The sequence below is a fragment of the Xylanibacter ruminicola 23 genome (genome assembly GCF_000025925.1).
Classification (GTDB): domain Bacteria; phylum Bacteroidota; class Bacteroidia; order Bacteroidales; family Bacteroidaceae; genus Prevotella; species Prevotella ruminicola.
On sequence record NC_014033.1, the window covers coordinates 2,228,809 to 2,248,877 of the forward strand.

The 20,069-nt window shown below is 50.6% G+C and carries 19 protein-coding genes and 1 tRNA gene; 12 read left to right on the plus strand and 8 right to left on the minus strand.

The genetic code is table 11. From position 1 onward, the window contains the following. Positions 1 to 70: 70 nt before the first annotated feature. From PRU_RS09585 to PRU_RS09605, 5 genes are all read right to left on the minus strand, one after another. Positions 71 to 535 (minus strand): outer membrane protein, encoded by a 465-nt coding sequence (locus PRU_RS09585; RefSeq protein ID WP_028908370.1) that lies wholly within the window; start codon positions 533 to 535, stop codon positions 71 to 73. 46 nt (positions 536 to 581) lie between these two features. Then, complete coding sequence (locus PRU_RS09590; protein ID WP_013064024.1) at positions 582 to 1,655, minus strand: acyltransferase family protein; 1,074 nt, start codon at positions 1,653 to 1,655, stop codon at positions 582 to 584. After that, positions 1,645 to 3,909: an alpha-N-acetylglucosaminidase gene (locus PRU_RS09595; RefSeq protein WP_013063406.1), complete on the minus strand. Its 2,265-nt coding sequence runs from the start codon at positions 3,907 to 3,909 to the stop codon at positions 1,645 to 1,647. The genes PRU_RS09590 and PRU_RS09595 overlap by 11 nt, the downstream gene beginning before the upstream one ends. 1 nt (position 3,910) lies before the next feature. Further along, positions 3,911 to 5,350: an HD domain-containing protein gene (locus PRU_RS09600; protein ID WP_013065599.1), complete on the minus strand. Its 1,440-nt coding sequence runs from the start codon at positions 5,348 to 5,350 to the stop codon at positions 3,911 to 3,913. A 63-nt stretch (positions 5,351 to 5,413) separates the two neighbouring features. After that, positions 5,414 to 5,692, minus strand: a complete 279-nt coding sequence (locus PRU_RS09605) for a hypothetical protein (protein WP_013063461.1) — start codon at positions 5,690 to 5,692, stop codon at positions 5,414 to 5,416. Between the two features lie 160 nt (positions 5,693 to 5,852). Here PRU_RS09605 and PRU_RS09610 point away from each other — a divergent pair, with 160 nt between their 5' ends. The 11 genes from PRU_RS09610 to PRU_RS09660 all read left to right on the plus strand — a co-directional run bounded on the left by PRU_RS09610 (position 5,853) and on the right by PRU_RS09660 (position 17,270). Continuing rightward, a complete protein-coding gene (locus PRU_RS09610; protein WP_041386065.1) occupies positions 5,853 to 7,223 on the plus strand; it encodes an alanine/glycine:cation symporter family protein in 1,371 nt (456 codons plus the stop codon). 31 nt (positions 7,224 to 7,254) lie between these two features. Beyond that, positions 7,255 to 8,424: a glycoside hydrolase family 5 protein gene (locus tag PRU_RS09615; RefSeq protein ID WP_013065043.1), complete on the plus strand. Its 1,170-nt coding sequence runs from the start codon at positions 7,255 to 7,257 to the stop codon at positions 8,422 to 8,424. Continuing rightward, positions 8,421 to 8,774 (plus strand): lipoprotein, encoded by a 354-nt coding sequence (locus PRU_RS09620; RefSeq protein ID WP_013065097.1) that lies wholly within the window; start codon positions 8,421 to 8,423, stop codon positions 8,772 to 8,774. Before PRU_RS09615 ends, PRU_RS09620 begins: the two co-directional genes overlap by 4 nt. 89 nt (positions 8,775 to 8,863) lie before the next feature. After that, entirely contained in the window at positions 8,864 to 9,430 is a 567-nt protein-coding gene (locus PRU_RS09625; RefSeq protein ID WP_013063675.1) for a DUF1599 domain-containing protein, read from the plus strand. Further along, complete coding sequence (locus PRU_RS16510; protein WP_013063576.1) at positions 9,427 to 10,587, plus strand: DoxX family protein; 1,161 nt, start codon at positions 9,427 to 9,429, stop codon at positions 10,585 to 10,587. The genes PRU_RS09625 and PRU_RS16510 overlap by 4 nt, the downstream gene beginning before the upstream one ends. A gap of 50 nt (positions 10,588 to 10,637) precedes the next feature. Then, a complete protein-coding gene (tpiA, locus tag PRU_RS16515; protein ID WP_013065496.1) occupies positions 10,638 to 11,399 on the plus strand; it encodes a triose-phosphate isomerase in 762 nt (253 codons plus the stop codon). A 17-nt stretch (positions 11,400 to 11,416) separates the two neighbouring features. Continuing rightward, positions 11,417 to 12,034, plus strand: a complete 618-nt coding sequence (locus PRU_RS09640; protein WP_080517196.1) for an SPOR domain-containing protein — start codon at positions 11,417 to 11,419, stop codon at positions 12,032 to 12,034. Then, entirely contained in the window at positions 12,034 to 12,639 is a 606-nt protein-coding gene (gene folE, locus PRU_RS09645; protein ID WP_013063830.1) for a GTP cyclohydrolase I FolE, read from the plus strand. The genes PRU_RS09640 and folE overlap by 1 nt, the downstream gene beginning before the upstream one ends. Before the next feature lie 12 nt (positions 12,640 to 12,651). After that, on the plus strand, positions 12,652 to 13,242 hold the full coding sequence (locus PRU_RS09650; RefSeq protein ID WP_013063080.1) for a hypothetical protein: 591 nt from the start codon (positions 12,652 to 12,654) through the stop codon (positions 13,240 to 13,242). 36 nt (positions 13,243 to 13,278) lie between these two features. Beyond that, on the plus strand, positions 13,279 to 14,928 hold the full coding sequence (locus PRU_RS09655; RefSeq protein WP_013065607.1) for a glycoside hydrolase family 43 protein: 1,650 nt from the start codon (positions 13,279 to 13,281) through the stop codon (positions 14,926 to 14,928). A gap of 5 nt (positions 14,929 to 14,933) precedes the next feature. Further along, positions 14,934 to 17,270 (plus strand): glycoside hydrolase family 31 protein, encoded by a 2,337-nt coding sequence (locus tag PRU_RS09660; RefSeq protein WP_013064761.1) that lies wholly within the window; start codon positions 14,934 to 14,936, stop codon positions 17,268 to 17,270. A 181-nt stretch (positions 17,271 to 17,451) separates the two neighbouring features. Here PRU_RS09660 and PRU_RS09665 read toward each other — a convergent pair. The 3 genes from PRU_RS09665 to PRU_RS09675 all read right to left on the minus strand — a co-directional run bounded on the left by PRU_RS09665 (position 17,452) and on the right by PRU_RS09675 (position 19,273). Next, positions 17,452 to 17,524: transfer RNA gene (locus PRU_RS09665), tRNA-Lys, on the minus strand. A gap of 71 nt (positions 17,525 to 17,595) precedes the next feature. Beyond that, positions 17,596 to 18,696, minus strand: a complete 1,101-nt coding sequence (locus tag PRU_RS09670; RefSeq protein WP_013064156.1) for an AI-2E family transporter — start codon at positions 18,694 to 18,696, stop codon at positions 17,596 to 17,598. Beyond that, the gene (locus PRU_RS09675; RefSeq protein WP_013063875.1) at positions 18,671 to 19,273 is read right to left on the minus strand and encodes a thymidine kinase; all 603 of its coding nucleotides are present in this window, start codon (positions 19,271 to 19,273) and stop codon (positions 18,671 to 18,673) included. The genes PRU_RS09670 and PRU_RS09675 overlap by 26 nt, the downstream gene beginning before the upstream one ends. A gap of 96 nt (positions 19,274 to 19,369) precedes the next feature. Between PRU_RS09675 and rsmI the strand changes: the two genes are divergently transcribed. Then, positions 19,370 to 20,068, plus strand: coding sequence for a 16S rRNA (cytidine(1402)-2'-O)-methyltransferase (gene rsmI / locus PRU_RS09680; RefSeq protein ID WP_013065482.1), 699 nt, complete (start codon positions 19,370 to 19,372; stop codon positions 20,066 to 20,068). Position 20,069 lies beyond the last annotated feature (1 nt).

The window sequence follows — 20,069 nt, forward strand, 5'->3', positions numbered from 1 at the left end:
GATATATTCTTCTGAATAAACTTTTAACGTTTATTGCCTATAGCCTATAGAGCAACGCATTTTTTAACATTTAGAATGGAAATACCAAACCAACATTCAGTGTGCTATGACCATCGTACTGAGTTTTGTAGCAGTACTCGCACTTGAACGAAAGATTGGCATTGAGAGGGTACTCCATACCGCAACCGATGTTCAGGCCCAGCTTAGAATCGCTACCCTCATCGTAGCTCCAACCCATCACGTTCAAACCTGCCAGAGGATAAACGGTGAACTTGCTGTTAGAAATATGGAACAGGTACTCTACGTTGATGTTGGGGTTCCACATGCTCACGTGATCCTTGTTGAAGTAGTAGTCGAACTGAGCGACACCACGAACATTCTCAGCAAACTCATAGCCAATGTTGGCACCGATACCACAATTGTTAGGTGAGTCGAGCAAGTAATTGAAATGACCGCTGATAGTGGTCTTACCAACTTGTGCATACGATGCCACACTAAGCATCAAAGCACAGATTCCCATTACAATCTTTTTCATAACTTTTTGTCTTTTAAGAATTAAATTAATAATACAAAATATTATATCATAGTTTGATATAAATCTTCTTTCGATACAACACGTAACCGATGGCAAAATTCAGTAGTACAAAGTAAACTGCATAAGCAAACGATGCCCACTTGAGGGGCGCGATCACCGCATGAATGCCATTATATACCATTTCGGATACTTCGATATTTTTCAACAGAATAGCCAACAGTTCGCTCGACACATACAAGGCCAGCGCATTCACACCGAACACGTGGAAGAAGGTGGTCCAACCGCTCTTCTTCTGTATGTCGATCACATACATCAGCAGGGCTTGCATCAGCGAAGCCAAACCGCACGTCATGAGCACGTAGCTGGGACTCCAGATGCGCTTATTCAGGGGCAGCCCATAGCTGAGCAGGTAGCCGCCAATCACACATACTGCACCAACCACAAACAGGGCAATCACCTTCTGTTCAACCGTTTCACGCTTGCGAATCAGCATACCACAATAGAAGCCCAACAGTACATGGGCTACCGATGAGATGGTACCCATCAGGCCCTCGGGATCAACCGGACTTTTATGATAGATATGATCGTAGCCAAACAACTTTAAGTCGGCTTGTGCCAACACATTCACGTTAGCATCCTCGGCATAGCCATTACCCAGAATCAGGATGGCGGTATAGATGGCTAACAAACCACCAATCACAGACAGGGTGTACTTGTGATTACAGAACAGCGCAAACAGCGACACGATACCATAGCACAAAGCTATACGCTGCATCACCGCCCAGATGCGCAGATGACCGAAGCACAGTAGGTCGCCCTCGATGGCATGGTCGAACCAGTTGATAAACAAGCCGATAGCAAATAGCAGCACCGTACGCTTAACAATGCGACGGATGACCTGTGGGGTTGGCTTGAACTCCGACTTTACCAGCGAGAGATAGCACGAGATACCCATGATAAACAGGAAGAAGGGGAACACCAGGTCGCAGGGCGTCATGCCGTTCCACTTAGAGTGACGCAGCATCTCGAAGCTCTCGCCCCAGCCATTGTTCACCAATATCATGCCTGCCACGGTAATACCGCGCAGAATATCGAGACTTAATAATCGCTTACTTTCCATTGACCATTGAACATTGACCATTGAACATGAAATCTATCACCTCCTTGGCTACATCTACGGGTGAGCCTTCGGGGGCAGCTGAGTATGGTGTCTGGTCCAACGTCCAGGGCTCTTCCATAGCGTAGTAGTCGAGCTTTACCTCCTGAGGCAGTGCCATAGCAAACAGCTCGGCAGCTGTCTTAGTAGCATTCGGACCACCACCTAACAACTCGGGCTGTGGGGCAGTCTGGGCCTTCATCTGGGCTGCCAGGGCATCGAAGTACGACTTCCAACGTACATAGTAGAAGTCCTTCAACAATCCCTGCCACTCCTTGTGGGCATAATCGCGCAAACCACCTGTATCGGCACAGTAACGGTTACCCCAGGTAGTAATCTGCACGCGCGCGTTCCATTCATATAGTTTCTTCTCCTCGGCAGTGTTTCCGGCATTCACAGCATCCTGAGTCCAATGACCTACACGGAACTCGGTGCGGGTACCCAGCAGCTTATCCTGCAGAAGCAACATTTTTAAGAAACGCTCGGCATCGCGATCGAACTGCTTACGACTGAAAGCCTTGTAATCGGCAATGGTCTTCTGGTACTGCAAGCGTGCCTGATCTGCCAGAGCCTGACGGGTGATATCCACCAGATCGTATTCAAAATTATTGTTGCCACGGTATTTCTCGGCCACACTATTCATCAGCTTGGCTGCCTTCTTGGTCATTGCAGGATCGTAGTAGTTCTTCATCTTCGACCAGCTTGATGCCTGGAAGTTATTGAGTGTGGGGCGACCGCAGAAGATACTCTCGTGAGGACCCTGCTGGTTGTTGCCTGCAGGACAGTTGTAGATGCTCTTGGCCAGAGTAAGCCAAGCCTTCTCGATAGCCTCATCCTCTACACCATAGCGTGCCTTCACATAATTCTTAACCCACTGCTCCTTGGTAAACTTCTCGGGGCGCCAAGGCAGCTCGCTCATCAGCTCGAACATCACAGGATTGTTCTCTGAACCCTCCATGGTGAAGCCGATGCCCTTTAACTTTGAGCTTTGTGCTTGGAACTTTGAACTTTGCAACATATAGAAGTTGTCGAGCAACTGATCCATACGTCCGTGCAGACCGACGTTGGCACCGAAGTTCTCAAGCAGACAGAACAGCCACTGGTGCTGCTTGTAACCCTGCTCACGCTTCCAGATGCTGGGTATACCGAACATGGGGCGACACTCCGAGAAGAGGTCGAGCACCAGCAGGTCGCCAGTCTTCATATCGTCCACCATGGCCTCGCGAGGATTCTCGGTCCAACCCTGAATCACCCATACAGCCTTAGGATTCACACGTTTCATGGCCTGCATCATGGCCTGACCGGCTTTAGCATAATCGATATTTGGATCATCGTTACTCTCGTGGAAAGGATCCATCGAATAGTAATCGGCCTTACCAAACAGCTTGGTGAGCTCATTATAATATAAGGTGGCGATTTCGGAGAATCGCGCATCGGTAGGCAACAGGTTAGCAGGACGCTGGAAACCATTCCACAGACCTGCGTCGGCCACGTTCAAGCCTAACTTCTCCTTTGCGTCGTGGGGCACCATACCGCAATAGCCTGGCAGTACAGGGTGCATGCCCAACTGCTTCATGCGAGCCAGAATCTGCTTCTGCAGCTTTTCCTGACGGGCATACCACGATGTGGGCAGTGGTCCACCCCACCCTTCGAGGTTGTTCATCTCCCACCAAGCCAAGAAGGCAGGACCGGCGATAAACTCGCCCACCTCTTTCTCGGTGTAGCCTAACTTCAACAGCATATTTCGCCATACGCACTCCTCGCCTACAATAGCCAGTGGCATGTTGATGCCGTGAAGTGCCATCCAGTCGATTTCCTTTTCCCAGCGTTTCCAATCCCAGAAAGCCATCGAATAGCTGAAGGTGCAGTAGTTGAAATCGTAACGCAGCGACAAATCGGTTTCGCGGCGCTCCTTCTTGGTTACTGCGGGCAGCTTGGCAGGCAATTTGGTCTGCATCTGGTTCCACGAGAGGTGTACACCGGCATAATATTTCAGATACCAGTTCAGTCCCGAAGCGATGTTTACCCACGAGTTACCGCGGATAACCACCTTATTGCCAGCCTGGTCGAGTTCAAAGAAATCCTTGTCGCTCTTTACCAGCTGTGTTTTAAATTTGGCCGAAGCGCCCTTGTCGATTCTTTCCAGCAAATCATCTACAGGATTTGCCCACATCTGTATAGACAGCAGAATTCCGATAATAGTTAGTAGTTTCCTCATATCACTTAATTAGTTTCATTTCCTTTGCTTTTGCCATTAACAATGCCATGAGCGGTTCACGCTCGTTTTCCACCTTATTATCTAATACAGCATCCTTCAGGTACTGCTTGAGCACTCCTACCTCGCGGCAGGGCTGCAGATGGAACATCTCCATAATCTCGTTACCATCAATCACAGGCTGCAACAGGCGCACGTAGTCCTTCTCCTTCAGGTCGGTCAACTTTTCGCGCACCATGCGGAAGTTCTCAAGGAACATTTTTTTGCGCACCTCGTTCTTCGAGGTGATATCAGCCTCGCACAGGGTCATCAGGTCCTCGATATCCTCACCCGCATCGTTCATCAGTCGACGTACGGCCGAATCGGTCACAATCTCATCGGCAATCACGATGGGACGCATATGCATATCTACCAACTTCTGCACGTACTTCATCTTCATGTCGAGTGGCAACATGAGGCGACGGAATATCTGAGGCACCATCTTGGCACCAATCATATTATGATTGTGGAAGGTCCAGCCGATAGCAGCATCCCAACGTTTCGACTTGGTTTTACCCACATCGTGCAACAGGGCTGCCCAGCGCAACCACAGGTTGTCGGAGTGCATAGCCACATTATCCAACACCTCGAGGGTGTGGTAGAAGTTATTCTTGTGCGCACGACCGTTCTTCTGCTCTACGATATCGAGTGCCGACAGTTCGGGCAGGATGATATTGAGCAGACCGCAACGTTGCAAATCCACAAAACCACGCGATGGTGTCTTAGAAAGAATAATCTTGTTAAGCTCGTCCTTGATACGCTCGCCGCTCACAATCTTGATTCTGTCGGCCATGCGCTCCAGGGCCACAAAGGTTTCCTCCTCAATCTGGAAGTTAAGCTGTGTGGCAAAACGGATGCATCGCATCATGCGCAAGGGATCGTCGCTAAAGGTGATGCCTGGCTCCAGCGGGGTAGCAATGATACCATCCTCCAAGTCGGCCAAGCCATTAAACGGGTCGACCAGCTCGCCAAAACGCTCCTTGTTCAAGCAGATGGCCATGGCATTGATAGTAAAATCGCGACGGTTCTGATCGTCCTCCAACGTTCCGTTTTCGACAATAGGTTTACGGGAGTCGTGACTGTAGCTCTCCTTACGAGCTCCCACAAACTCCACCTCGTATTCGGTACCCTTCTGCCAGAATTTCACCTGGGCAGTACCAAAGTTCTTAAATACGCTAAGATGTGCTTTCTTGCCTACGATGCGCTTGAGTTCCTCGGCCACCTTGATGCCGCTGCCAACTACAACCACATCGATATCGTTAGACGGACGTTCCAGGAATATGTCGCGTACATATCCGCCCACCACATAGCACTCCAGACCCAATCGATCTGCAGCCTCGCTTATTTGGTGGAAGATGTCCTGATTTAATATCTCTGCTAATTCCTCGTCGCTATATAAATTCATTATATATACCTTTTTAGGTTGCAAAGATACGGATTTTTTTCCTTTCCACCAATTATTTTAGCATTAATAAATAAAATAATCCTTGTTTGTCTTCTTTTTAATATTTTCTTTAATACTGCTATATAACGGATCGTATTTGGCATTAGGCTTATTAATGGTAAAGCCCTTTACCTTTATAATATAGTTTTCAACACTATCGGCCGACATCTGATCGAGATGTAACGACTCATTATAAAACGCCTCCATTTCCGGCAACGAGTTTTGCGTCAACAGAGGTTTCTCTCCGTAGTAAGCAAGTCCAAGAAGCAGGACCGCAGCAACTATCAACAACAGTTTCTTCATTTGCGTATAGTTTTTTAAGTGGTGCAAAGATAAGTATTAAATTTTAAACCGCCAAACATTTTTTTGCAAAATTACGTATTTTGATATCAATTTGCCACTTTTATTTTGTCATATCAGTCAAAAACACTACCTTTGCGCCAAGAAATCAGTTACATTGCCAATGGAACCAATTAACGACTTTTTTTCGCTGATGAGTTCATTCCTCTGGGGATGGCCTATGATAGTGCTGCTGCTTGGTACGCACCTGTTCCTGACGTTCAGGTTACGCATACCTCAGCGCAAACTGTTCACAGGCATCAAGCTATCCGTAAAGAAAGACTCAAAGGCCGAAGGCGACGTGAGTCAGTTCGGAGCCTTAGCCACCGCACTGGCAGCCACCATTGGTACAGGTAACATTGTAGGTGTGGCCACAGCCGTAGCCCTGGGCGGGCCAGGTGCTGTACTGTGGTGTTGGCTCACAGGTATCTTCGGTATGTCGACGAAATATGCCGAGGGACTGCTAGCCGTGAAATACCGCGTAAAAACAGCCGATGGCAGAATGCTTGGCGGTCCGATGTACGCCTTGGAGCGTGGTTTGGGCATGAAGTGGTTAGGCATTCTGTTTGCCATTTTTACGGCTTTGGCCTCGTTTGGTATCGGCTGTACGGTGCAGGCCAACTCGATAGCCCTGCTGGCACACGAAACATTCGGAGTACCTGCCTGGATTATAGGTTTAACCGTTTGTCTGCTCACCGCTTTGGTTATCTTAGGCGGTGTAAAAGCCATTGCCAAGGTGTGTACGGTGCTGGTACCTTTCATGGCACTGCTGTATGTACTGGGGTGCATCGCCATACTTTGTATTAACAACAGCTATGTGTGGCCAGCCATCCAACTGATTATCAATTCGGCTTTCAACCCATCGGCTGCAGGTGGCGGATTTGTAGGCGCCACAGTGATGATGGCCGCCCGTTATGGTATTGCCCGTGGCTTGTTCAGTAACGAGAGCGGACTGGGTAGCGCCCCAATTGTGGCAGCTGCCGCCCAGACACGTAACCCCGTGCGCCAGGCCTTGGTGTCGAGCACAGCCACCTTCTGGGACACCGTCGTTATCTGTGCACTTACAGGATTGGTATTGGTAAGCAGCATCCTGGCCTACCCCGACATTACCTATGCCGATGGCGCAGCACTTACCAAAGTGGCCTTCTCGAAAATCCCTTACGTAGGTGCGCCCTTGTTGGCATTCGGTATTCTGACGTTTGCTTTCAGCACCATCATTGGCTGGAGTTACTATGGCGAGAGTGCTGTAAACTATCTTGAAGGCAGAAGAACCAATCGTTTCTACCGCATTCTGTTTATCGTGTCGCTCTTCTTCGGCTCTATCATTAATCTGGACATTATCTGGAATATTGCCGACTGCATGAACGCGTTGATGGCGATACCTAACTTGATAGCCCTGCTACTGCTAAGCGGTGTGGCTGCCCAGGAAACCAAGAAATACCTGTGGAGCAACCGTTTGGACGACGAGATGGAAGAAGTGAAAGATGAAATATAAGGTGACAATCTATTAATAATTAAACCAAGGTATGAGAAAAAACATTTTAATGCTGGCCGTAGCTATGATTGCGGCAATGTGCGTAACCACGTCGTGCGGAAACAAAGCCCAGAAACAGGACGAAACGCAGGCTGGACAAGTGAACAACTTCCGCATTAAGCGCGGTACCAACATCAGTCACTGGCTGTCGCAGAGCGAGCAGCGTGGCGAGGCCCGTCGCCTACACATTCAGGAGGACGACTTTGCACGTCTGGAGGAGTTAGGATTCGACTTTGTACGTATTCCCATCGACGAGGTACAGTTCTGGGACGAGGACGGCAAGCAGCTGCCCGAGGCTTGGGGATTGCTGAACAACGCACTCGATTGGGCTAAGAAGCACAACCTGCGCGCTATTGTGGATCTGCACATTATCCGCTCACACTACTTTAACGCAGCAAACGAGGACGATAAAGCTGCTAACACCCTGTTTACTTCAGAGGAGTCGCAGCAAGGACTGATTAACCTATGGAAGCAGCTGTCGGACACCTTGAAGAACCGCAGCAACGACTGGGTGGCTTACGAGTTTATGAACGAGCCTGTAGCACCCGAGCACGAGCAGTGGAACCAGCTGGTAGCCAAGGTACACAAGGCCCTGCGCGAACTGGAGCCACAGCGTACACTGGTGATTGGTAGTAACATGTGGCAGGGACACGAGACCATGAAGTACCTGAAGGTGCCCGAGGGCGACAAGAATATCATCCTGAGTTTCCACTACTACAACCCCATGATTCTGACACACTATGGTGCTTGGTGGACACCACTGGGTAAGTATCAGGGCAAGGTGAACTATCCTGGTGTGCTGGTATCGAAGGAGGATTACGAGGCAGCTCCTGCTGAGATTAAGGACCAGCTGAAGCCTTACACCGAGCAGGTATGGGATATCAACACCATCCGTGCACAGTTTAAGGATGCCATCGAAGCTGCCAAGAAGTACGACCTGCAGCTGTTCTGCGGTGAGTGGGGTGTTTACGAGCCAGTGGACCGCGAGTTGGCTTACAACTGGACACGCGATATGCTGACCGTATTCGACGAGTACAACATTGCCTGGACAACCTGGTGCTACGATGCCGACTTTGGTTTCTGGGATCAGCAGCGCCACACCTTCAAGGACCGTCCATTGGTTGAGTTGCTGATGAGTGGCAAAAAACTGGGAGAGGAATGAAGAAAATAATACTGCCAATATTGGCGATACTGATATTAACGGCTTGTGGCGAGACGAAGACCCGACAGGAAATCAATCGCCGCAAGGCCGCTTTGGTTGAGAAACAGGCAACCGAGTTGAAGAAAGCACAGGCCGAATTATGGAAGACCGACAGCCTGTTGCAGTTAACCAATCAAAAATTTGATTCATTGACCAAGGAGGTAGAGGCGCACAAGCAGGCGCTGAAGGCTACACCCGAAGAATTGACTGCCCTGACACAACTGCGCATAAAACGCGATTCCATCCGCACTCAATACGAAGCTTTGGGGCTGAAAATCCGCTATATACACAAAAAGCAGAAAGAAAAGTAGCAGTTCGCAGACATGCTAACTTCAAAAAAAGTGAAAAGTGGCTAAAAAGTTTTCCACTTTTCACTATTTTTTGTACCTTTGCACCCGATATGACCCAATTTGAAAAGACAAACGCTCAGTTTGAGCAGGCTCTGGCAGAATGCAGAGCACTGTTCGAGAAGAAGCTGCACGACTACAAAGCGTCGTGGCGCATCCTGCGTCCCACGGCATTAACCGATCAGTTGTTTATCAAAGCCAAGCGCATCCGCTCGCTCGAGATTAAGAAAGAATCGCTGGTGGGCGAAGGCATACGTCCGGAGTTTATCGCACTGATTAACTACGGCATTGTAGGTCTTATCCAGCTGGCTAAGGGATTTGCTGATACGGTTGACATCAGCAACAGCGAGGCCATGGCACTCTACGACGAGCATGCCAAGGAGGCCCTGGAACTGATGAAGCGTAAGAACCACGACTACGACGAGGCGTGGCGCGGCATGAGGGTTAGTAGCTATACCGACCTGATTCTGACAAAAATTGAACGTATCAAGGAGATCGAGAACTTGCAGGGCGAGACACTCGTGAGCGAGGGTATCGATGCCAACTATATGGATATCATTAACTACGCGGTCTTTGGAGTAATTAAATTATCGGAGGACGACGATAACGCCACAGCATGAAGAAAGCTGCCGTTAACATCTGCCGAATAGTGCTGGCACTGACGTTTATCTTCTCAGGATTCGTCAAAGCCGTTGACCCACTGGGAACACAGTACAAGATACAGGATTACCTGGTGGCAATCGGATTAGGGCGCATGATGCCCGACTTTACCACGCTGGCCTCATCGGTACTGTTGGCAGCCACCGAATTCTTCTTAGGCATCTGCTTGCTGTTTGCCATCAGGCGTCGCATTGTATCGAAGCTGGTGCTGGCCATCATGGTCGTAATGACACCGCTCACACTCTGGCTGGCCTTGAGCAACCCTATCAGCGATTGCGGTTGTTTTGGCGACGCGCTGGTGCTTACCAACTGGCAAACGCTGTGGAAGAACGTGATACTGCTGGGCGCAGCCATCGTGGTATGGAAATGGCCATTGGAGCAGGCACGACTCATCAGTCAGAGCAATCAGTGGATAGTGATGAACTACAGCTTGGTGTTCATTCTGCTGTTTATCTCGGGCAAGAGTCTGTACACCCTACCCCAGTTCGATTTCCGTCCCTACCACATTGGAGCCGACATACGCGAGGGTTGGACAAAGATGATGGAAGGCGAGGATTCGCCCTACACCGATTTGTTTATCGAGCAGGTGAGCGATGGCGAGGACCTGACGGAGCAGATACTTACCGACGAGGGATACACCTTCCTGTTGGTTGCCCCGCATCTGGAACAGGCCGACGACTCACGATTGGACGAGATTAACCAGATGTACGAGTACAGTCTGGATAACGGTTATCCGTTCTACTGTCTGACAGCCAGTGGCGAGAAAGCCATCGAGAGCTGGCGCGACCTGACAGGTGCCGAATACGCCTTCTGCCAGACCGACGACATCACACTGAAAACGATGATTCGCTCGAACCCTGGACTGCTGTTGCTCAAGGATGGTAAGGTGATACGCAAGTGGAGCCACAACAACCTGCCCACCGAGGAGGAGTTGACCACCAAGCTTGAAGACAGCGAATTAGGCCAGTTGCCCACCGAGACCGTAACCACCAAGATACTGTGGGTATTAACGTGGTTTGTACTACCGCTGGTACTCCTGACGATTGCCGACCGCCTCTGGGCTTGGACCAAGTGGGTGAGACGAGAGAAGGATACTGTGGATAGTGACAGTGAATAGTGATTAGTGAATAGTGATTAGTTTTTTACATTATAAAATTTAGTAGAATTATGAGAAAGAAAATTGTAGCAGGAAACTGGAAGATGAACATGAATCTCCAGGATGGTATCGCTCTTGCAAAGGAGCTGAACGAGACTCTGAAGGCTGACAAGCCAAACTGTGGTGTAGTAATCTGCACTCCATTCATCCACCTCGCATCTATCGCACAGTTCCTCGACCAGGACATCATCGGCCTGGGTGCTGAGAACTGCGCTGACAAGGAGAAGGGTGCCTTCACTGGTGAGGTTAGTGCCGAGATGGTAAAGAGCACAGGTGCTCAGTACGTTATTCTGGGTCACTCAGAGCGTCGTGAGTACTACAAGGAGACTCCAGAGATCCTGAAGGAGAAGGTGCTTCTGGCTCAGAAGAACGATCTGAAGGTTATCTTCTGTATCGGTGAGAGCCTGGAGGAGCGCGAGGCTGGCAAGCAGAACGAGGTAGTAAAGGCCGAGCTCGAGGGTTCAGTATTCAACCTCTCTGAGGAGGACTTCCGTAAGATCGTTATCGCCTACGAGCCAATCTGGGCTATCGGTACCGGTAAGACCGCTACTGCTGAGCAGGCTGAGGAGATCCACGCTTACATCCGTTCAATCATCGCCGAGAAGTATGGTCAGGCTGTAGCTGACGACACTACTATCCTTTACGGTGGTAGCTGCAAGGCTAGCAACGCTCCTGAGCTGTTTGCTAAGCCCGACATCGATGGTGGTCTGATTGGTGGTGCTTCATTGAAGGCTGCCGACTTCAAGGGTATTATCGACGCTTGGAAGAAGTAATCGCAGTGAAACGATTAATGACTATAATGACGCTTTGCATCGGCTGCTTTATGGTGGCCGATGCTCAGTCGTCGTTTACCAAGAGGCTGCAACAGAGCAAGAACGGCGAGGGCAAGATAACCCTTACGCAGACTAAGGCCATCGACGAGCTGGTTAACGGTCCGGCTACTACTGCGGCTACCACAGGTACTACACCTGTACACCCCAAGAACACTCAGAAACAAACAGAGAAGAAAGAAAACAATACTGCTACAAACACAAATCAGGATAAGGAAACAAAGCCGAAGGTACAGCCCGTAGTGGTTGAACACAACGACACCGTGAGTCTTGACAACCCCGAGGAAATCCAGAAAAAGATTATGAAGGGTACCAAGGTGCCAGGCTATCGCGTACAGGTGTATGCAGGCGGCAACTCACGTAACGACCGTATCAAGGCCGAAAGAATAGGCAGTGAGATCAAGGGATTGTTCCCTGGCGTACCTGTCTATGTACATTTCTACTCACCACGATGGATATGCCGCATGGGCAACTATCGTACCTACGAGGAGGCACACGAGGTGCTGGAGCGTGTAAAGCGCAACGGCTACCAGTCGGCCATCATCGTAAAAGGAAAAATCACCGTACAATATCAATAATGAATATAGAGATTAAGGAATACGACAACGAGAAATATCGCGATGGAATCGAGGAATTAGCCGACCACTACGAGAAGATACTCGGCCTTTTGGGCGAGGATCCTACCCGTGAGGGTTTGGAAAAGACCCCTATGCGCGTGGCCAAAGCCATGCAGGTGCTGACCAAAGGCTACACAATGGATGCCCACAAGATTCTGACCGATGCCCTGTTTAAGGAGGACTACAACCAGATGGTGATTGTAAAGGACATCGACTTTTTCTCGCTGTGCGAACACCACATGCTGCCATTCTACGGTAAGGCACACGTGGCTTATATCCCTAACGGCTACATCACCGGTCTGTCGAAGATAGCCCGCGTGGTGGATATCTTTGCCCACCGTCTGCAGGTTCAGGAGCGCATGACGCAGCAGATTAAGGACTGCATTGAGCAAACCCTGCACCCCTTAGGTGTGATGGTGGTGATCGAGGCCAAGCACATGTGCATGCAGATGCGCGGTGTGGAGAAACAGAATAGCATTACTACAACAAGCGACTTCAGCGGTGCCTTTAATCAGGCTAAGACCCGCCAGGAGTTTATGAACCTCATACACAATAATCAAATCTAAAACAAAAAAGGTATGTATCAAGCTGACATTGACAACAACACCAACTACAGAACCAACGAGTCGTTTACACAGGAGTTTACCCGCAGCTGTCTGGGCCGCATACTCATCTTCGGCGTCATTATCCTGGTAGGTATGCTGGTAGCTTACTTTACCGCTCCTAAAGAGGAAGACATGAACGAGGAGATGACCGATAACCTGATGCAGTGCCTGGAGGTTAACGACGGTATCAAGGGCGATGTAGTGGATGACTATGTACACAACTTGACATTTATCTTTACCACCGCAGATACCACAGTGATACCACAGGACGACTTGGAGATTTTCCACAAGTACAACCGTCTGATATCCTATCGTCATACGTTCTACTCAACATCTTACCTCCACAACAACATGCACCCCGAGGGCACTCGCGTAGGTGTAGGTATGTTCGGCATCATCATCCCAACGGTATTCTTCGAGGATATCCTGCTGGAGGTTGGCACGATTCACAAAGGCTACGAGCAGCGCCTGAATCAGCCTGAAGTTAAAGAGCCCGAGGAGGTAGATCTGGGCCAGACACCTGAAATCCGCGAGTTCCACTACAAGGGCAACGAGGACGACTAATCGCAAACTTACTGCGAACTAATTATTATCAATTATATGAAGACCAGGACTTTACTGAGCATCGCCCTGATGCTCTGTGCCTCAACGAATATGCAGGCACAAAACCATGCTGCAAGCAAGCATGAGAACATAGTTACAAACATGATCGACAACCCCATGCTGTGGGCCGATGTACCCGACCCCGACATCATCCGCGTGGGCGATACCTTCTATCTGGTATCCACCACCATGCACCTGATGCCTGGCGCACCCATCATGAAGTCGAAAGACCTGAAGAACTGGGAGACCGTGGGTTACATCTTCGACAAGCTGACCGACTCGCCCAAGTACGACCTCTCGCCTACCGAGGGTACCGTTTACGGACGCGGACAGTGGGCCACATCGCTTAAGTACCACAAGGGTAAGTTCTATGCCCTGCTGGCTCCCAACGAGCGTGGTGCCATGGGCGATACCTATATTTTTACTGCCGACAAGGCCGAGGGTCCATGGAAGATTGTGTCGCGCATGCGCCACTTCCACGACTGCTCGCTGTTCTTCGACGATGACGATCGTGTGTACGTAGTATATGGTACAGGCGAGATGATGGAGCTGAAGCAGGACCTCTCGGATGTGATTGAAGGCACCCACCGACAGATTTTTAAGCGCGAAGCCGACGAGACCGGACTGCTTGAGGGTTCGCGTATGATAAAGCATAACGGCAAGTATTACCTGCTAATGATTTCGCATGTGTATGCCCCTGGCCGCCATCGCCGCGAGGTGTGCTACCGTGCCGATAACATCCAGGGCCCTTACGAGAAGGCTACCATCCTGCAGTCGGAGTTCGGTGGCTTTTCTTACGAGGCACAGGGAACCATTGTTGATACCCAGGATGGCGACTGGTATGGTGTGATTTTCCAGGACCGTGGCGGTGTGGGCCGTGTGCTCACCTTGATGCCCTGCCGCTGGATTGACGGTTGGCCTATGCTGGGCGACGAGGAAGGTCGTGTGCCCGACCGCGTTCGTGCGCTGAAGAATGGCGAACCCGAGGCATCTATCGTAAAGGCCGACGACTTTTCATCAGATAAGTTAGGTTTGCACTGGCAGTGGAATCACAACCCCGTAGATAAGGCCTGGAGCCTGACCGAACGCCCAGGTTACTTGCGACTGAAGACCAGTCGTGTGGTGCCCAACCTGTATCTGGCCCCCAACACACTTACCCAGCGCATGGAAGGCCCACAGTGTTCAGGTGCTATCGTGATGGATCTCTCGAAGATGAAGGATGGCGACTGCGCCGGTCTTTCTGCTTTCAACAGCGATTCAGGTACCCTCACCGTTAAGAAGAACGGCAAGAAGTACACCCTCGAGATGAGCGAGACCAAGGTGACGCTGAGTCCGCGCGAGAAGAAGGTGGAGAAGGTGGAGGAAAAGGTTGTAGCAACTGTAGCACTGCAACAACTGCAGCAAAAGAAACTGTGGCTGCGCATCGATGCCGATTTCCGTCCGCAGGGCGGTCAGGGTATCGACACCGCCAAGTTCTACTACAGCCTCGACGGCCAGGAGTGGCAGCAGATTGGCAGCGACTACCGTCTGAAGTTCGACTGGCAGCGCTTCTTCATGGGTTCAAAATTCGGTATCTTCAACTACGCCACCAAGAAGGTGGGCGGCTACGTGGATATCGACGAGTTTGCATATAACAAAATCAAATAATCATTATGAACAGAGTAACAATAGCAATTCTTGCCTTGCTGGCACCAATAGCTATGTGTGCACAGGGTGTAAAGATCGAGTTTTTTACACCTTCTGTTGTACATGTGGTAAAGTACCCAGGGCAGCCAGTAACACCCGAGAGCAAGGTGATTATAGCCAAGCCTCAGGAAGTAAAGCTTACCCGCAAGGGCAGCACCACATCGAGTAGCGAGCTAACGGTGAAGCTCGACGAGAAAACGTGCTGCATCACATTCCTTGATGCCAAAGGAAAAGTGCTGCTACGCGAAAAGTCGCACACGTTTACCCCACTCAACCAGACCTTTACGCTTGATAAAGGCGAGGCTATCTACGGTCTGGGCACCATTCAGAACGGCAAGATGAACCGTCGTGGCGAGCATAAGCGCATGGAGCAGAGCAATCTGGAGGACTTCCAGAACGTGATCCAGAGCATCAAGGGTTGGGGCCTGTATTGGGATAACTACGCCCCCACCCAGTTCGACGATGATGCACGCGGCATGTCGCTTACCTCTGAGGCTGGTGATGTGATCGACTATTACTTTATGTATGGTGGTTCGGCCGATGGTGTGATTGCACAGATGCGCTTCCTGAGTGGTGATGTGCCCATGTTCCCACTGTGGACGTATGGTTTCTGGCAGTCGAAGGAACGTTACAAGACCGCAGCCGAAACCGAGAGCATTGTTGATAAATACCGCGAGCTGCAGGTGCCCCTGGATGGTATTATCCAGGACTGGCAGTACTGGGGTTCCAACTACCTGTGGAACGCCATGGACTTCCTGGCTGAGGATTTTGCCAACGGCAAGCAGCTGATTAAGAACGTACATCAGAAGCATGCCCACTTCATGATCAGTATCTGGGCCAGCTTCGGACCTCAGACCCAGCAGTTCCGCGAGCTGGATGCCAAGGGCCTGCTGCTGCCCATCGAGACATGGCCACAGAGCGGCATCTCGCATGTATGGCCTCCTATCATGGAGTATCCTTCGGGTGTAAAGGTGTACGATGCCTTCAGTCCCGAGGCCCGTGCCATCTATTGGAAATACCTGAAGAAGCTGTACGATTACGGCACCGATGCCTGGTGGATGGACTCTACCGATCCCGACTTCTTCAACCCCAAGGAGAGCGACTACCAGCACCCTGTTACCGGCGGTACTTGGCGCTCGCTGCGTAATGCCTTCCCACTCGAAACCGTACGCGGTATCTATCAGGCACAGCGCAAGGACGATCGCGGCAAGCGTATCTTCATCATGACACGCTCGTCGTTTGCAGGACAGCAGCACTATGGCTCAAACATGTGGAGTGGCGACGTAGCCTCGTCGTGGGAGATGCTGCGCAATCAGATTCCCGCAGGACTAAGCTTCACGCTCACCGGTAACCCCAACTTCAACACTGATATCGGCGGTTTCTTCTGTGGTTCGTACAACACCAAGGGCTCTGGCTCAGCACCTAAGAACCCACAGTTCCAGGAGCTGTATGTACGCTGGATGCAGTACGGACTGTTCTGCCCCGTGTTCCGCAGTCATGGTGCCGATGCCCCTCGCGAGATATGGCAATTCGGCGAGCCCGGCACCCCCGTTTATCAATCTATCAAAAATTTGATTGATTTCCGTTACCGCCTTATACCTTACTTATATAGTACCGCCTCGCAGGTTACCAACAACAACTTTAGCTACATGCGCCCGCTGTTCAGCGACTTTGCCGCCGACAAGAAGGTGTGGGACATGACCGATGAGTTTATGTTCGGTCGCAGCATCCTGGCCTGCCCCATTGTAGAGGCCCAGTACACCCAGGAAAAAATTATCAAGGAAGATGCCATGACCGGCTGGAACCGTAAGGAGGTTACGGGCGAGTCTGCCGAACAGGCAGACTGGACCGAAACCAAGACCGCAACCAAGTACCTGCCAAAGGGTGCCAACTGGTACGACTTCTGGACAGGCAAGCTATATAAGGGCGGACAGAACGTGGTGCTTACTACCCGATTCGACCAGGTACCGATGTTTGTACGTGCCGGTAGCATTGTGCCATTGGGTCCTGTGATGCAGTACGTAGGCGAGAAGCCTTGGGACAACCTCGAGATACGCATCTACCCAGGTGCCGATGCCGAATTCTCGCTGTACGAGGACGAGGGTGATGGTTACAATTACGAGCAGGGTTACTACTCTAACATCATCTTTACCTGGACCGACCGCACCCGCACGCTGCACATCAGTGCCCGCCAAGGCGGTTACAAGGGCATGCTGCTCGACCGCAAGTTTACATTGGTTCTGCCCGATGGCACCACAAAGACCATCGATTACAACGGCAATCAAGTAACAGTCAAGTTATAAATCGAGAACACGAAACGGAAAAAACAAAGAGAGAGACCCGAAAGTCTCTCTCTTTTCTGTGATCCGCTTGGGGCTCGCGCTCGGCGACGAAGGAGACGCTTTGACCTTGGTCAAAGAACCCTTGGGTGAGAGCCCCCAACGGTGAAACAAAAAAGAGAGGCTAAAAAACCTCTCTTTTCTGTGATCCGCTTGGGGCTCGAACCCAAGACCCCAACATTAAAAGTGTTGTGCTCTACCAACTGAGCTAGCGGATCAACCTTGTATGACGAATGCTTTCTTACGAAAGCGGGTGCAAAGGTACGAAGTTTTTCCGAATTAACCAAATTTATTCGGAAGATTTTTCGTTACCACCCTCATTTTCTGTATCTTTTGTAACATATTGTTCGTAATACGCAATCAAAAGTGTGGTTAACGGCAGGGCTATAATCAGTCCGATAAAGCCCAGCAGCGCGCCCCAAACCGAGAGCGAAAGCAACAGGATGGCAGGATTCAGTCCCATGGCCTTACCCATCACCTTAGGCGTTACTATCATATCGCATATCAGCTGCACCACGATGAACACCAGCAGGGCCAGCGCCAGGATACCCCAGAAGTTCTGACCCGTATCGGCCGACTTGAGCAGTGCCAGCAGCACCGTAGGTATCAGTGCAAAGGTGTGCAGATAAGGCACCAGGTCCATAATACCTATCATGATACCCAGACCGATGGCCATGGGGAAATCGATAATCGTAAAGCCTATGCAGAACAGGATACCCATGATGAGTGCCACCGTTCCCTGACCGCGCACGTAGTTGTTAAGCGCCTGTCCGGCATCCTTACCCAATCCCTGCCAGAAGGGACGACTCTTCTTGGGGAAGATACGAATCCAGTTGTCCGTGAGGTACTCGTAATCCAGCAGGATAAAGAACATATATAATAAGGTAATAAGCGATGCCACGATACCGATAACCACGGTAGCCGTCTGTCCCAGCACGTTAAACAGTCCGGGCAGCACCGTCTTGACACTATCGGTAAACGTAGCGCTCTTAAAGAACTTTTCAATCTCGCGGCTGTTCTGGTTTATCCACAGCTGTATGGCACCAGGAATATCCTTGATGTGCGCCTCCTTCCGTATGTAGTCGGTTGCCAGGCTGCCCAACTTCTCAAACTGCTCAATCATAGGCGGTATGATCAGGTAGATAACACCAGCCATCACGGCTATCAACAGCACCAGCGTAATCACAATGCTCAGTGCCCTGTTGCCCACATGCAGCTTATACTGCACAAATTTTACAGCAGGATAAAGCAGATAGGCCAGGAGCCAGGCCACAAAAAACGGCAGCAGCACACTGCTCAGGTAGTTTACCAGCAGCAATATGCCTATCACCAACAGGCCGGCACCCAGCCAGCGTACCAGCTGATCAAGCGTGATTGTCTTTTCTTTCATTTTCCTCTCTTATTGCTTTTTGATAACACTCGCGGCACAGGGGCTCGTACTCGGTAGTCTCGCCCAGCAGCACGCGCTGCTCGCTCTGCACCTTACGATGACTCACGTAAGCCAGATTACCGCACTTTACACAGATGGCATGCACCTTAGTCACATCGTCGGCAATGGCACACAGGGCAGGCATGGGTCCGAAGGGCACACCCTTGTAGTCCATGTCCAATCCGGCCACAATCACACGTACACCGCGGTTGGCCAGCTCGTTACACACATCCACGATACCCATGTCGAAGAACTGGGCCTCGTCGATGCCCACCACGTCGATATCGCTCGACAGCAGCAGGATACTTCCCGGCGAATCGATGGGTGTACTCTGGATGTGCTTCTGATCATGGCTCACCACATCCTCTTCCGAGTATCTCACGTCGATAGCCGGTTTAAAAATCTCCACCTTCTGACGGGCAAACTGCGCTCTGCGCATTCGCCTGATCAGCTCCTCAGTCTTGCCCGAGAACATCGAGCCGCACACCACTTCAATTCTTCCAGGTCGGTGTGCCTCACCTGTTAAGTTTTCTATCATATTGGCGACAAAATTACAAAATACCTTTTAAAAATTGCAAAGATTTGCGTGTTTTTTTGTCTATTCCGTCAATTTGCCTTATATTTGCCCCTTGTTATGGGTATATTATACATCGTACCGACTCCAGTTGGGAATATGGAGGACATGACTTTCCGAGCCATCCGTATTCTGAAAGAAGTGGATCTGGTGCTGGCAGAAGACACTCGCACATCGAGCAAACTGCTGAAGCATTACGAGATTCACAACCAGCTGATGTCGCACCACAAGTTTAACGAACACGGAACGTCGGCCTCGGTCGTAGCCCGATTGCAGGCAGGCGAGAACGTAGCACTGATAAGCGATGCAGGCACACCAGGCATTAGCGACCCGGGATTCTTCCTGGTACGCGAGGCCGTGCGCGCAGGCATCGAAGTACAATGTTTGCCAGGTGCCACAGCCTTTGTGCCTGCCCTGGTGGCCAGCGGATTGCCATGCGACCGCTTTGCCTTCGAGGGTTTTCTGCCGCAGAAGAAGGGGCGCCAAACCAAGATAGAATCGCTAAAGGGCGAGCAGCGCACCATGATATTCTACGAGAGTCCCTACCGCGTGGTAAAAACGCTGCAGCAGTTTGCCGAGGCCTACGGTGGCGATCGCCAGGTAAGCGTGTGCCGCGAGATATCCAAGATACACGAGGAGAGTGTACGTGGCTCGCTGGAAGAGGTGATAGCCCATTTCAAGGAGCACGAGCCCAAGGGTGAGATTGTGATCATCCTGGCTGGAAACGATCATAAAGAACAATCAAATAAACAAAAGTAAT